Raw genomic sequence first — 14,447 nt, 5'->3', positions numbered from 1 at the left:
GCCGGCACTTCGTTGGGATTGAACTTGCGAGCGCGACGCGTGGCCGGGCCTTAAAGCGCGTCGCGTTGAAACGGAGTCAGGCGACGCGCTTTAAGTCTTTGTCTTGATGCATGTCGTTGCCCCAGAACCGCTGCACACTTCCGGGCAACATGCATTAGTTCTACTGAGTCAGAAAATTTTGCAGATTCAATGACTGATTGAATTTGTTAGCTTGTCGATTCGCTGAATTTGCGGATTGACGGGATGACAGAGGTTGCGAGCGGTATCGAGGAACGCTTTGAGGCGTATGTCGGGGCGTTGAGCGGCGCTTTTGGCCACGCGGATCGAACGCGGCCTTTTCATGATTATTGCCGCGGACTGTTGCTGCCGGGAGAGCGCAAGAGCGTGGAGCCGATGGCAGCGCTGGTGGCTCCGGAGCGGGTTTCGGCAAAACATCAATCGCTTCTGCACTTTGTTGGCCAGGCGGATTGGTCGGATGCGCGGGTGCTGGCCAAGGTCCGCGATCTGGTGCTGCCTTGGCTGGAACAGAGCGGCGGCATCGAGGCCTGGATCATCGACGACAGCGGCCTGCCCAAGAAGGGGGTGCATTCGGTGGGCGTGGCCCGGCAATACTGCGGACGCCTGGGCAAGCAGGACAACTGTCAGGTCGCGGTGACGCTGTCGGTGGCCAACCATGCCGCGAGCCTGCCGGTCGCCTACCAGCTTTATCTGCCCGAAGCCTGGGCCGAAGATGAAGCCCGGCGTGCCAGGGCGGGGGTGCCGGCCACGGTGCGGTTCAGGACCAAGCCGCAGATCGCCCTCGATCAAATCCATGCCGCGCTGGACGCCGGGATCGCGCCGGGCGTTGTCCTGGCGGACGCCGCCTATGGCTGCAACGGCGCCTTGCGCGCTGCTCTCACGGCGGCGGGCCTGACCTACGTGCTCGCCGTCCAGTCCAATGCCTGCGTCTGGCCGCCGGACGTGGAGCCCTTGCCGGCCAGGCCGTGGAGCGGACAGGGGCGGCCGCCGTCGCGACTGCAGCGCGGCCCCGGACACGCCCCGGTCTCGGTCAAGGACCTGGCCATGAGCCTGCCTTCAGCCTTCGTCGCGGTCACTTGGCGCGAGGGGTCGAACACGCCGCTCACCTCGCGTTTTGCCGCCTTGCGCGTGCGCCCGGCGGCCCGGCGCGCCACGCTGCGCCCCGTCGAATGGCTGCTTGTGGAATGGCCCGAAGGCGAGGCCGAGCCAACCGGATACTGGCTGTCGACCCTGCCGCAAGACATCGGCCTTGCCGCGCTCGTCGATCTGGCCAAGCTGCGCTGGCGCATCGAGCGCGATTACCAGGAGCTGAAATCGGAACTCGGGTTGGCCCACTACGAGGGGCGTGGATGGCGAGGCTTCCACCACCATGCAACCCTCACCATCGCAGCTTACGGCTTCCTCATCCGCGAACGAGCGGCCCTTCCCCCCTCAGCCGCCTCGATCCGCCAGATCGCTGCCGTTCCCATCCGTCCCAGACCCAGGGGCGCCCCCGATCCGGCCCGAACGACACGTGCCAAACTCCATCGCCACCCTACGAAAACGGCTCATCGTCGCCCTGGCAACTAACCTTACGCGATGTCCGTGCTGCCAACGAAAACACTCGCCATCATATTTTGTGACGCAGTAGAATTAGCCTACGATCAGTTGGAGCCGGCCCTTCGCCAGACGTCCGGCCGCAACATTGGATGCAAAGCCTTCAATTCGGTTTGCATCTCAGCGATCATCCAGGTGCAGATATCGGAGACGACGGGCCGCACTGGCCTCGCGCGCGGCGCAATCAGGTGATGGGTCCGGCCGGTGTTGATCTGGCGGTCCGATGCAGGGACAAGTGTCCCTGAAGCAAGGCCCTCGAGACATTGCTGAGCCAGCCGAGCGCGACACCTTCCCCGTTCATCGCGGTCTGGAGCACAACCGCGTAGTCCGAGAATTCGAGCCACTTTGCCTTGCTGGTCTTGCGGTCGGCGACATGACCCCAAGCGTCCAGCCACTGCAGCTTGGCATCGGTGAGGTGAAGCAGGACATGGCCTTCGCCGTCCGCGTCGTGCTTCAACCGGCCATGGGCCGACCGATAGGACGGGCTGCACACCGGAACGATGATTTCCGGCGAGAAGGCCCAACGGTGATAGCTCGTGTCGTCATCGGCCAGGATTCTGGTGGCAAGGTCGACGTTCTCGGCCGGGCCGCGCAGAACGCCCGCGATCAGTTCGAATCTCAGGTCCACGTCCGGAAATCTTGTATTGAAGGCTCCCAGTCTCGGAACGAACCAATGCGTCACCAGCGAGCTTGAAAGCGAGAGCGTGACGACCGGCTTTGCCGCATTCTTCTCCTTGATCTGGCGGATAACCTTCTCGATCCCGTCAAATCCTTCGCGCACCGCCGCATAGAGCGCGCGGCCGTCCGCGGTCGGGGTCAATCCCGTCGAATTCCGCGTGAAAAGAGCGACGCCAATATCGGCCTCGAGCTGGGCGATGCTGCGGCTGACGGACGGTTGCGTGACGTTGAACTCCCGCGCGGCGGCCGTGAAACTTGCCAGCCGGACAGCCGCCTCGAAGACCAGAAGTCCGCGCGCGGAAGGAACGAGTCTTGCGAAGTCAGCCATACGCCCAGCGTATAGCTCCCCAAAGAATTTTCAATCTTTCTAAGGCTCCGAAAATGGCTAACTATAACCGTCATGAATGGTTCGGAGCAGGACGTGACCTTAGCGGCACCGCAGTCCAAGGGTAGGGAGACATCCCTGGATCCGTTGCTTCAACCGTTCCGGCTCAAGGGACTGGTGCTGCGCAACCGCGTCGTCAGCACCAGTCACGCTTCGATGCTGGACGATGGCGGCCTACCGCTCGAGCGCTACCAGCGCTACCATGAGGAGAAGGCGCGCGGTGGCCTCGCCATGACCATGATGGGCGGTTCGGCGATGACGTCGCCGGATTCCAGCTGGGGTGGCGGTCAGCTTGACCTTTCCAGCGATCGCATCGTCCCGCACCTCCAGTCGCTGTCGCAGCGAATTCATCGCCATGGTGCGGCCGTCATGTGTCAGGTATCGCATCTTGGCCGGCGCGCCACCGCCTATGCCGGCAACTGGCTCCCGCCGGTGGCGCCGTCGCGTGTGCGCGAGACGCGAAACCGGAATTTTCCGAAGGAGATGGATGCCTCGGACATCGGCAGGATCGTCGGCGACTACGCAAGCGCCGCCAGGCGCTGCCGCGATGGCGGCCTTGACGGTGTCGAGACGGTCACCGGCGGACATCTGATCGGTCAGTTCCTTTCGCGCAGAACCAACAGGCGCACGGACGGCTTCGGCGGTTCGCTCGAAAACCGCGCGCGCTTCGGCTTGATGGTCCACGAGGCGATCCGTCGGGCGGTCGGCGACGACTTTGCCGTCGGCATCCGGTTCGTGATCGACGAGGCGGTCGAGGATGGGTCGGATTTCGAGGAATGCCTTGCCTTCGCCCGGCTGTTCGAGCGGGAAGGGCATATCGATTTCTTCAACTGCATCTTTGGCCGCATGGACACTGACCTGGCCCTGGCCGAGCAGAACATGCCTGGCATGTTCACCCAGAGCGCGCCGTTCCTGCCGCTGGTCGGGCAGTTCAAGCGGGAAACCAGGCTGCCCGTCATCCACGCGGCAGGCATTCGCGACGTAGCGACGGCGCGGCATGCGATCCGCGACAACCTTGTCGACCTTGTCGGCATGACGCGGGCGCATATTGCCGACCCGCATATCGTCAACAAGGTGATACGGGGAGAAGAGGAGCGCATCCGCCCCTGCATCGGCGCATCCTATTGCCTCTACAAGAAGGTCCAATGCGTCCACAACCCGGCCAGCGGCCACGAAACGATCGTCGGCCACATCATCGACCGGGCCGAAACGCCGAGGCGGGTGGTGGTAGTCGGAGGCGGGCCGGGCGGGATGGAAGCGGCGCGGGTCGCCGCCGAGCGCGGGCACAGCGTCACTCTGCTCGAAGCCGGAGCGCGGCTTGGCGGCCAGGTGCTGGTCGCCGCCTCCGCTTCCGATCGCAAGGATCTCATCGGCATCGTCGACTGGCGTGTCGAAGAGCTCGCCCACCTCGGTGTGGATGTCCGCCTCAACACCTATGCAGATGCGGAGATCGTCCTTGCCGAAAGGCCCGACGCCGTGATCGTCGCCACCGGCGGCATTCCGGACATGGAGCGGCTGGACGGCGCCGAACATTGCGACAGCGTCTGGGACGTGCTGACCGTGGTCGTGCCGGCGAAGGACGACATTCTTATCTATGACGAGACCGGACGCCAGGCCGCGGTTTCCTGCGCCCTTCATCTCGCCCGCCTGGGGCGTGCGGTTGCTCTCGCCATTGCAGACGATACGCTGGCGATCGAGACCCCTTATCCAGACAGGGTGAGCTTCCGCAAACGCGCCTCGGAACTCGGCATCCGGGTCGTCGGCGACGTCCGGCTGGTCAAAGTCGTGCGCCAAGGCAACGGCATTGTCGCCAGGTTCCGGCATGAGCTCACCGGTGCCGAAACTGAGATGAACGCGGCCCAACTCGTCATCGAGCGTGGCACGGTCCCTGTAGAGGACGTCTTTCAGGAACTGTGTGCCCGCTCTTCCAACAACGGCGTCACCGACATTGCGCTGATGACCGGAGCAGGGGCGAAAGAGGGCAAGAAGCCCCCAACCGCGGGATCGTTCGAGCTGCACCGCATAGGGGACGCGGTTGCCAGCCGCGATATCTATTCGTCGATCTATGAGGCCTACCGTCTCTGTTCGCAATTGTAGACGGGCCGCGGCCGCCGCCACGATCGAAAGCCAATTCGGCGTCGTGCATATTCCTTGAAGGCTTCCGGCGTGAATATCTCGAGGCCCACGCCTTTCTTGTTGGGCTTGTAGTTGATGCAGTAGTCGAGGTCGGCGCAGATCAGCTTCTCGAGGAAGGGCGCCTTCTGCGCCATGAAGAACCAGTGATAGCTCTCCAGCCCCCAGCCGAGGGTGACGTTGGTGAGAAGATGGTAGGTCGGGATGATGTCGAATCCATTCGCATGCTATTAGAGTGGCTTGGCCACAACCGAGGCATAGCAGAAGCCCTCGCCGCGTCGTCGATCATGGCAGATGCCACGATCGCCGCGCTCGCGCGGCCCGAAACGCGGACGGGCGACATACGCGGCACCACCAACACCGAAGGAATGACCAGCGCCATCGTCGCTGCCATCGAGAAGGAAGCTGAAAATGTCCTTGCATAGGATCGCCGTGATCGGCGGTGACGGCATCGGCCCGGAGGTTGTCGAGGCCGGCGTCAAGGTGCTGGAAGCGCTCGCTACTGTCGAACCGGGTCTTGCCTTCGAGTTCAAGCGCTTCGATTGGGGTTCGGATTACTATCGCCGCAACGGCCGCATGATGCCCCAGGATGGGCTCTCTCAGATCGAGGACTTCGACGCGATCTATTTCGGCTCGGTCGGCGACCCGAACTTGCCGGATGACATCACGTTGTGGGGTTTGCGCCTGGCCATCTGCCAGGGGTTCGACCAGTACGCCAATGTGCGGCCGACGCGCCTTTTGCCAGGCCTCACCGGCCCGCTGCGGCAAGAGCTTGGCCAGCAGATCGACTGGGTGATCGTGCGCGAGAACAGCGAAGGCGAATATGCGGGCGTCGGCGGCCGCGCCCATCGCGGCCTGCCGATCGAGGTCGGCATGGATGTCGCCGTCTTCACCCGCACCGGCATCGAGCGCATCGCCCGTTTTGCCTGCGATCTTGCCATGTCGCGGCCGCGCAAGCTGCTGACCGTCGTCACCAAATCGAACGCGCAGCGCCATGGCATGGTGCTCTGGGACGAAGTCGTGCGTGAAGTGGTTCGGGACTATCCCAGCCTGACCGTCGACTGGATGCTGGTCGACGCCATGACCCAGCGCATGGTCAACAAGCCCGGCAGCATCGACACGGTGCTGGCGACCAATCTACATGCCGACATCCTGTCCGATCTGGCGGCGGCACTCGGTGGTTCGCTGGGCATAGGCTCAACCGCAAACATCGACCCGTCGCGCGCGCGTCCGTCCATGTTCGAGCCCATCCATGGCTCGGCCTTCGACATTACCGGCAAGGGCGTCGCCAATCCGCTTGGGTCGTTCTGGACGGCGAGCCTGATGCTTGACCATCTTGGCGAGCAGGCCGCGGCGCGTCGCCTTATGCTGGCGATTGAAACCGTGACCGGCCGGGGAGAGTATCTCAGTCCGGACCTTGGCGGCACGGCGCACACTGCCGAGGTCACCGCTGCCGTGATTGCCGCACTCTCGGGCGTAAACAGCTCGAGTTCATCGCGCCTGGTCGGATAGAAGCCGCAACACCTGTTGCAACTCTTTCCACTTCCTCAACCGCCCTTTAGGCGGCGCGGCTGAAGCGATCGATCCTGAAATCATCGAGTGGCGTCTCGCAGCGGCCGCTCGTGATGAGCTCGGCCATGGCGTCGCCCACACCCGGGCCGAGCTGGAAGCCGTGTCCGCTGAAGCCGAAGGCATGGAACAGGCCCGGCGTGGTCGCCGAGCGTCCCATGACCGGCAGCATGTCCCGCACATAGCCCTCGCAGCCGGACCAGGTGCGGATGACCGCGACCTGCGCGATCGCCGGCAGCAGCCGCGCGACGGCGCGCAGCTGGCCCGGCAGGCGCACGGGGTCGGCCGCCGCATGGCCGGGATCGAGGTCCACAGGCACTCTTTCGGCCGCTCCGCCGAAGACGATGTTGCCTCGTTCGACCTGACGCAGGTAGGCGCCATAGTCCTTGTCACGCGTCCAGATGCCGACGACCGGCAGGATACGGTGCGGCAGTGGCTCGGTCACGCCCATCTGCGGGCCGCGGGCGTCGAGCGGAACCTCTTCGCCGAACTGCGCGGCGATGCGCGCGCCCCAGGCGCCGGCAGTGTTGAGCAGGCACTCAGCCGCGAATGAACCTTTTGAAGTGGTGACGACGAAACCGGTGCCCGTGGGCTTGATCGTCTCGACTTCAGCCCCCTCGACGATGTCTGCACCGAGCTTGCGCGCAGCGTCGGCAAAGGCCGGCGCGATCAGCCGCGGATTGCCGCTGCCGTCATGCGGCGAGAACGATGCCGCGATCGCGTCGGGACCGAGGCCGGGGAAACGGGCACGAATCTCGCGCGGACCAAGTTCTTCCAGCTCGAGCCCCCAGGGCCGCGCCGCCTCGGCATAGGCCCGCATGTCGGCGAGACTGCCTTCATCGAAGATCAACCGGATATGGCCGGTGGCGCGGAATTCCACGTCTCGGCCAAGCATCTTCTCAGCCTCGCCCCACAGCCTGAGCGAGCGGTGGGCCAGCGGAAGCTGGGACAGATGACGCCCCGTGCGCCGGATGTTGCCGAAGGAGGCGACGGTTGCGCCGGTGCCGATCCGGTTGCGCTCGATCAGCGTCACGCGTGCGCCGCGCCTGGCGAGGAAATAGGCCGAGGCCGTCCCCATCAATCCGCCGCCCAGCACGATCACATCCATAGTCGTTCCTCAAAGCAATTCCAGGAAAAGTGTGAAACGGTTTTCCGTCCGGAATTGCGTAAAAACAAAGGGATAGAGCGGTTTGCCGTTTCCGTGAAACGGTGAACCGCTCTAGCGCAGAGCGGGCTGATCCATCGATGCGCCCATCTTGTTCGCGCCGCGGCATTGCGTCAAAGATGGGTTTGGACAAGAACCATAAGCTTTACCTATGGAGTGGCAATGCGGGCGCGGCAGCTCGAAGTGTTCATCGCCGTCATGCGCGCCGGCACCGTGACCGCCGCGGCGCGGACGCTGAACATCTCCCAGCCCGCGCTCAGCCAGGTCCTGCTCCACACCGAGGACGAACTCGGCTTCGCGCTGTTCGAGCGGGTGAAAGGCCGGCTGCGGCCGACTCCGGAGGCGCTCGAAATCTTCGCCGATGCCGAAAGGCTGTCGGCGGGGCTCGAGGGCTTGCGCCGCAAGACCACCGACCTGCGGCTGGGCCGGACCGGGCTGGTGCGGGTCGCGGCCTCGCCGCCGCCGGCCATGGCAATATTGCCGCGCGCATTCACCAAATTCCGGGCGCAGCATCCCAATATTCTGCTGCGTTCCCACAGCGCGCCGATCGCTGCAATCGTCGACATGCTGCGCGCCGGCGATGCCAGCCTCGGTGTGGCCATGGACGACCGGCTGCCACCCGACATCGAGGCCGAGGTGATGGGCAGCGTCGGCTTCGCATGCCTGCTGCCCGCCGGGCACGCGTTGCAGAAGAAGACCGAGCTGACGCTCGCCGATCTCGTCGGGCAGGAGTTGATATCCTACCGCGGAAACACCCGCCCGGCCGACGAGCTGGCCCACGCAGCCCGCGCGCAGGGTGTCACGCTTTCGCCGTCGCTCGAGATCGACGTATCGATCTCCGCGGTCGGCTTTGTCCAGGCCGGCATGGGCATCGCCCTGGTCGACGCGCTACTGCCGTGGCGGCAGTTTGCCGGGCTTGAAGTCAGGCCGCTGGCAGCGGGACCGGAATTCCCGATCGCGCTGCTTACATCGCGGACACGGGCGCTTTCGCGGGCCGATGAGATGATGCGCGATCAGATCCGCGCCGCATGCTCAGCTGTCCTGGGCGAACGAGACGGAAGAGTATAAGCAAGGCTTATAACCTAGCCCGTCATCCATCTTGGACCCGGATGATCCGGTCGTGCCAGCATTTGTTTGGCAGACAGGAAGGGACGCATCATGGATAGTGCCATTGCGGCGGATGCAGCGCGGAACGAAGCCGACTGGAAGGTCGGCGTCGATATCGGCGGGACATTCATCGATTTCTGCGCGCTGGAAGCCCGTTCCGGGCGGGTCGCCTCGCTGAAAGTGCTGACGACGCCGGAAGATCCGGGCGCCGAGCTGATGACGGGCCTCGCCCTTCTGGCCGAACGCGAAGGCTTCGATCCGACCCATATGACGCGTTTCGTGCACGGCACGACGGTCGGCATCAACACGATCATCCAACGCAAGGGCGCGCCGCTCGCGCTGTTCACCAATGCCGACTTCGAGGACGTGATCGAGCTCGCGCGGCTTCGCATGCCGGACATGTATTCGCTGTTCTGTTCGCGACCGGACCCGCTGATCTCGCGCGACATGGTGTTCGGCATTCCGGCTCGCATGCGTGCGGATGGCAGTGAGTCCCAGGCGCCGGACATGACGGTTGTCGGGAGAGCAGTCGAGGCGGCGAAGGCGAATGGGGCGCACGGGATCATCGTGTCCTTCCTTCACTCCTGGCGCAACGCCGCCCAGGAAGCCTCGGTGAAGGCGGCGATCGCGCGCCTTGCGCCCGACCTTTTCGTCTTCTCCTCGGCCGAGGTCTGGCCGGTCATCCGCGAATACGAGCGCAGCTCGACCGCCATTCTCAATGGCTATGTCCATCCGCGCGTCTCCGGCTATTTGACAGCGTTGGAAGCGCGGCTGAAAACCCGCGGCGTGCCGGCCCGCCCGCTGCTGACGAAATCGAATGGCGGGCTGATGAACGCCGCCGAAGGCAAACGCGCCTGCGTGAACATGCTTTTGTCGGGAACGGCCTCCGGGGTCATCGGCGCCTCGTGGCTGGCGCGTCAGGCCGGCGAGGACAAGGTTCTCACCCTCGACATCGGCGGCACCTCGGCCGACTTCGCGCTTATCATCAGCGGCGAGCCACAGTTCGGCACCGGCGAGCTGATCGGCGAGTTTCCGCTCCATATTCCCTCCGTGTCGGTGAGCTCGATCGGTGTCGGCGGCGGCTCGATCGCCAGTGTCGACGCTCAAGGCGTGCTGCGCGTCGGGCCTGAATCCGCCGGTTCAACGCCTGGCCCGGCATGCTATGGCCGTGGCGGCGAGCGGGCGACGGTGACGGACGCCATGGTGGTGTGCGGATGGCTCGGCCACAGCGAGATGGCTTATGGTCAGCTCCGGATCGATACCAGACTGGCGCATCGCGCGGTCGGCGAGCTTGCCGCGCGGCTCGGCCGCCCGGTCGAGCAGACCGCGCAGGCGATCCTCGACATCGCGGTGTCGGAGATGTTCGTCGAGGTCGAGAAGCTCGCCTCGCGCGCCGGCGTCGACTTGCGCGAGTTCACGCTGATGCCCTTCGGCGGCGGCGGCCCGATGCTCGGCGCGTTTCTTGCCCGCGAGCTCGGGATGAAGCGTGTCATGGCGCCCCGCCGCCCCGGCCTTGTGTCGGCGCTAGGCGGGCTGGTGGCGGATCTGCGCGGAGACTTCATTCGCACCATATTCAGCCCGCTCTCGGGTGCATCACTTCCAGGAATTCGCCAGGCGTTCGATGAACTCGCGCAAGAGGGCCGCGACTGGCTTGCGGCGCAGGGGCACGATGCGGCCGCGCAACTCAACCTCTCCTGCGACATGCGCTATGTCGGGCAAAGCTATGAGATCGAGGTCGTCCTTTCACCGGAATGGCTGGCGGAGGGCAGCGCGGAGGCAATCGAGCAAGCCTTCCACCGCACTCATGAGCAACTCTACGATTTCCACGACCCGGACGGTGCGATCGAGCTTGTGAATGTCCGGTTGTCCGCCGTGGGCACGGGCCCGGCGCTCTCCTTCCCGGAGATCGACGAGATCAACGCGCCGGCTGTTCCGGCGCGCCGGCTCCCGGTCTACACGGGCCTGAGCGTCGAGACGGTCGACCTCCACGACCGGCAGACCCTCGTGCCGGGCAGCACGTTCCAGGGGCCAGCCGTGGTGGTGCAGGAAGACACCACCTTTGCCATTCCCGCTGGAACGCAGGCAAGGGTCGATCGCCATCTCAACCTTCTTCTGACCTTCGCGGAGTGACGCCTTGTTTGACCGCACAAACCTGCAGGTTCTCGCAAACCATGCCCGCGCGGCAGCCGAGAACATGGCCCACACGCTGCACCGCACCGCGCATTCCGCTTTCGTCAAGGAGACGCAGGATTTTACCGTGATGCTGATGGACCGTTCAGGGGCGACCTTCGCCGTCCCGATGGAACTCGGCGCCACCTGGTATCCGGGGCTTTCGTACCACCGCGCGATCGCGATGGTCGATGATTACCGGCCGGGCGACGTCGCTTTCACCAACGATCCCTATTCGGGCCACGTCGCCACGCACGCGCCCGACACGCACCTGTGGAAGCCGGTCTTCGTCGAGGGCGAGATCGTCGCCTGGACCGGAGGGCACATCCACAACACCGATATGGGCGGGGCGGTGCCGGCCTCGCTCAGCCGGGCGCTGACCGAAATCCACCAGGAAGGCATCCGCTTTCCTCCGATGAAGCTGGTGAGGGAGGGCGTCTTCGACGAGACGATCCTGCGGATCATGAGCACCAATGTGCGCAAGCCCGACCTCAACATCGGCGACATCAAGGCGCTGGTCGGCGCGCTCAACACTGGCGAGCGCAAGATCCAGGCGATGGTGAGGAAGTTCGGCAAGGCCGGCTTCATCGAAGGCGTTGCCGCTCTGCTCGACCATGCCGAGGCGCAGGCACGCGACGTGCTGCGCTCGATGCCCGACGGCACATGGGAATTCGCCGACTATGCCGACGAGGATTCGGTCGAGGCCAATCCCTGCCGGCTGAAGTTGACGCTGACGATCAAAGGCGACGAGGCAGTGCTCGACTTCACCGGCTCCGATCCGCAGCTCGGCTCCTCGCTCAACGTACCTTCGGGCGGCGACCCGCGCCACACGATGCTGCTGGTCGGCGTCTACTACGTGCTCTACACGCTCAACCCGAAGATCCTGCTCAACACGGGTCTCACCCGGCCGTTTACCTGCATCACTCCAGAGGGGTCAGTGCTGAACCCGGTCCATCCCGCCGCCGTCGGCATGCGCTCGCTCACCTGCGCCCGGCTGCGCTCGGTCATCTTCGGCGCGTTCTCGCAAGCGGTGCCGCAGCGGCTGCCCGCGGCACCGGCCGGCAACAACTGCATCGTCAACGTCATGTCCATCGACGAGCGCAGCAGCCGGAGCGTCATCGCCGCGGTGAACCCGGTGGTCGGCGGCGGCGGCGCGATGCCGCATCGCGATGGCACCAACGGATCGGGCGCCGATGCCGCGTATCTGAAGAACACGCCGATCGAGATCACCGAGACCGAGACGCCGGTCGAATTCGTGAAATACGGGCTCGCCAAGGACAGCGGCGGTGCGGGTCGCTGGCGCGGCGGACTGGCGACCGAGATGGCCTTCCGCGTCTTTGCCCCGGACTCCAGGATCACGGCGCGCAACCGCGACCGCAGCTTCTTCCGTCCATGGGGCGTGCTGGGCGGCAAGGCAGCCGGCCTGTCGGACATGGTCGTCAATCCGGGGACCGAGCACGAGCGGCGGCTGGGCAATATCGACACGGCAGTCTTGCAGCCCGGCGACGTGCTGGAAATCCGCTCCGCCGGAGGCGGCGGGCGCGGCGATCCGCATCAACGCGAGCCTTGGCGGGTCGCTGAGGATGTGCGGCGCGGCTATGTCTCGGCGGGAGCGGCCGAGCGCGACTATGGCGTCGTCCTCAGCGGCGGCGAGGTCGACGCGCAGGCGACGGAGCGGCTGCGCGCGCGGCATAAGCCGGAAGCCGGCCATTTCCATTTCGGTCCGGAGCGTGAAGGCTACGAAGCGCAATGGACGCCGGCTGCTTACGATCGGCTCCACACTCTGCTGGACGCCTTGCCGATCCACTGGCGGTTCTTCGCCAAGACGGAGATCTTCCGCCGCATAAAGGGGCGCTCAGGGCCGGAAGGCGTTCAGGCGGCCTTCGATGCCGTTTGCGAACGCTTCCCCGAATTGCCTCGTCCCCGCCCGGTGCGAGAGGCCGCGGAATGATCGCGCCCGGGCGCATCGTCCGGCTGGCCGAGCGCGACCGGACAGGAGTGCAGTTCTTTCTCGACGGTGAGATGCGCGGCGCGCTGGCGGGCGACACCGTGCTGACCGCCATGCTGGCGTTGGGGCACGCCCTACGGAGTTCGGAGTTCGGACCCGATCCGCGCGCAGGCTTCTGCCTGATGGGAGCCTGCCAGGATTGCTGGGTCTGGCAGGAGGAGGGATCGCGTCTGCGCGCGTGCACAACTTCTATCGTTGAGGGCATGCGGCTGCGCACGACGCCGCCGGAGGGCTGGCCGTGAACGAAACCTCGTTGCCGCGGGTCGTGATCGTCGGCACGGGTCCGGCCGGCATAAGGGCCGCCGCGACATTGGTCGATGCCGGGCTCCATCCGGTGGTGATCGACGAAGGGTATCGCGCGGGCGGGCAGATCTATCGCCGTCCGCCTGCCGGCTTCGTCCGCACGCCGGAACAGCTCTATGACTCCGAGGCGGCGAAGGCGCGCGCGCTGCATGCGCTCTTCGATCGGCTGGCCGAGGAGGGGCGCCTCACCCATTGCGCGCTGAGCTCCGTCATCGCCGCGCATGAGGGGCGGCTGCACGTGCTGGGGGAGGGCGGCGTGCAGGTGATCGGTTATGATCGCCTGATCCTTGCTACCGGCGCATCCGACCGCGTCGCTCCGGTCCCAGGCTGGCAGCGCGCCGGCGTCTACAGCCTTGGTGCTGCGCAGATCGCGCTCAAGGCGCAGGGCGTGGCCCTCGGGCGACGCATCGTCCTGATGGGTTCCGGGCCTCTGCTGACGCTTGTCGGCGCGCAACTCCTCAAGGCTGGAGCGGATGTGGCGGCGGTGCTCGACACCTCGTCCTGGCATCAGCAGATGCAGGGGTTCCGGGGGCTTGCCGCCCGGCCGGTCGTGGCGCTGCGCGGCCTAGCCCTACGGGCGTGGCTTGGCCGCCGCTATCAAGCTGGCGTGGCGCTGGACAGTATCGAGGCGGACGAGACGGGCGTCACAGCGCTGCGCTGGCGCGATGCCCGCGGCCGGGAGCGTCTCACCGCATGCGACATGATCGGAATGGGCTGGCACCTGCGGGCGGAAACGCATCTGGCAGACCTGACGGGATGCGCCTTCACCTATGACGAACAGTGGCGGCAGTGGCTGCCTAAGACCGACGGGGTGGGCCGCGCCGGCAACGGCGTCTACCTTGCCGGCGACGGGGTTCGCCTGCTCGGAGCGGACGGTGCGGAGATCGCGGGACGCATTGCCGCTGCGGCGTGCCTTTCCGATCTCGGACGTCAGGCGCCTCCCGTCAGTGCCGATCTGCGCAAGCTGGCGCGGCTCGAGCGCTTTGCCCGCGGTCTGGCTCGCGCCTTTCCCTGGCCATCCGCGATGGTACGGGCACTCTCCGACGACGCGATCGTCTGCCGCTGCGAGAATGTGACTGCCGGAGCTGTGCGCGAGGGCGTGGACTTCGGCGGCGGCGAGGCCAACCGGGTGAAATCGCTCTCACGCGTCGGCATGGGCCGCTGCCAGGGGCGCTATTGCCAATTGGCTGCCGTCGAACTCGTTGCGGCGCAAGCCGGATGTACACCCGATACTGTCGGCCGGTTCCGTGGGCAGGCTCCGGTCCGACCGGCGCCTGTCGGCGCTTTTCTTCGGGAAGGCTGATGCGGAGCAGAAG

General features: G+C 65.6%; 12 protein-coding genes. 9 read left to right on the top strand and 3 right to left on the bottom strand.

The window, feature by feature from the left end; all coding sequences use genetic code 11:
• Positions 1-243 precede the first annotated feature (243 nt).
• A complete protein-coding gene (locus tag AC4FWB_RS08520) occupies positions 244-1,587 on the top strand; it encodes an IS701 family transposase (protein WP_491025527.1) in 1,344 nt (447 codons plus the stop codon).
• Positions 1,588-1,798: 211 nt separating this feature from the next.
• Here AC4FWB_RS08520 and AC4FWB_RS08515 read toward each other — a convergent pair whose 3' ends face one another.
• Positions 1,799-2,620 carry a LysR family transcriptional regulator gene (locus tag AC4FWB_RS08515; protein ID WP_491025526.1) on the bottom strand — a complete coding sequence of 274 codons (822 nt, stop codon included), beginning with the start codon at positions 2,618-2,620 and terminating at the stop codon, positions 1,799-1,801.
• A gap of 72 nt (positions 2,621-2,692) precedes the next feature.
• Here AC4FWB_RS08515 and AC4FWB_RS08510 point away from each other — a divergent pair, with 72 nt between their 5' ends.
• Positions 2,693-4,774: an oxidoreductase gene (locus AC4FWB_RS08510; RefSeq protein WP_491025525.1), complete on the top strand. Its 2,082-nt coding sequence runs from the start codon at positions 2,693-2,695 to the stop codon at positions 4,772-4,774.
• On the opposite strand, the gene AC4FWB_RS08505 is transcribed toward AC4FWB_RS08510, so the two are convergent.
• The gene (locus tag AC4FWB_RS08505) at positions 4,750-4,947 is read right to left on the bottom strand and encodes a hypothetical protein (protein WP_491025524.1); all 198 of its coding nucleotides are present in this window, start codon (positions 4,945-4,947) and stop codon (positions 4,750-4,752) included. The genes AC4FWB_RS08510 and AC4FWB_RS08505 overlap by 25 nt on opposite strands.
• Positions 4,948-5,001: 54 nt before the next feature.
• On the opposite strand from AC4FWB_RS08505, the gene AC4FWB_RS08500 reads away from it, so the two are divergent.
• Both AC4FWB_RS08500 and AC4FWB_RS08495 read left to right on the top strand, forming a co-directional pair.
• On the top strand, positions 5,002-5,235 hold the full coding sequence (locus AC4FWB_RS08500; RefSeq protein WP_491025522.1) for a hypothetical protein: 234 nt from the start codon (positions 5,002-5,004) through the stop codon (positions 5,233-5,235).
• Positions 5,222-6,322, top strand: a complete 1,101-nt coding sequence (locus AC4FWB_RS08495; protein WP_491025521.1) for a tartrate dehydrogenase — start codon at positions 5,222-5,224, stop codon at positions 6,320-6,322. The genes AC4FWB_RS08500 and AC4FWB_RS08495 overlap by 14 nt, the downstream gene beginning before the upstream one ends.
• A 46-nt stretch (positions 6,323-6,368) precedes the next feature.
• Here AC4FWB_RS08495 and AC4FWB_RS08490 read toward each other — a convergent pair whose 3' ends face one another.
• Positions 6,369-7,487: an NAD(P)/FAD-dependent oxidoreductase gene (locus AC4FWB_RS08490; RefSeq protein WP_491025520.1), complete on the bottom strand. Its 1,119-nt coding sequence runs from the start codon at positions 7,485-7,487 to the stop codon at positions 6,369-6,371.
• Between the two features lie 219 nt (positions 7,488-7,706).
• Between AC4FWB_RS08490 and AC4FWB_RS08485 the strand changes: the two genes are divergently transcribed.
• The 5 genes from AC4FWB_RS08485 to AC4FWB_RS08465 all read left to right on the top strand — a co-directional run bounded on the left by AC4FWB_RS08485 (position 7,707) and on the right by AC4FWB_RS08465 (position 14,434).
• Positions 7,707-8,612 carry a LysR family transcriptional regulator gene (locus AC4FWB_RS08485; protein ID WP_491025519.1) on the top strand — a complete coding sequence of 302 codons (906 nt, stop codon included), beginning with the start codon at positions 7,707-7,709 and terminating at the stop codon, positions 8,610-8,612.
• Positions 8,613-8,702: 90 nt separating this feature from the next.
• The gene (locus tag AC4FWB_RS08480; RefSeq protein ID WP_491025518.1) at positions 8,703-10,781 is read left to right on the top strand and encodes a hydantoinase/oxoprolinase family protein; all 2,079 of its coding nucleotides are present in this window, start codon (positions 8,703-8,705) and stop codon (positions 10,779-10,781) included.
• Between the two features lie 4 nt (positions 10,782-10,785).
• Positions 10,786-12,771 (top strand): hydantoinase B/oxoprolinase family protein, encoded by a 1,986-nt coding sequence (locus tag AC4FWB_RS08475; protein WP_491025517.1) that lies wholly within the window; start codon positions 10,786-10,788, stop codon positions 12,769-12,771.
• Complete coding sequence (locus tag AC4FWB_RS08470; protein ID WP_491025516.1) at positions 12,768-13,070, top strand: (2Fe-2S)-binding protein; 303 nt, start codon at positions 12,768-12,770, stop codon at positions 13,068-13,070. The genes AC4FWB_RS08475 and AC4FWB_RS08470 overlap by 4 nt, the downstream gene beginning before the upstream one ends.
• The gene (locus AC4FWB_RS08465) at positions 13,067-14,434 is read left to right on the top strand and encodes an FAD/NAD(P)-dependent oxidoreductase (RefSeq protein ID WP_491025515.1); all 1,368 of its coding nucleotides are present in this window, start codon (positions 13,067-13,069) and stop codon (positions 14,432-14,434) included. Before AC4FWB_RS08470 ends, AC4FWB_RS08465 begins: the two co-directional genes overlap by 4 nt.
• The last annotated feature ends 13 nt before the right edge of the window (positions 14,435-14,447 follow it).

This window comes from Mesorhizobium sp. LEGMi-168a, assembly GCF_058312955.1.
This window is presented reverse-complemented; position numbering and strand designations above follow the sequence as displayed.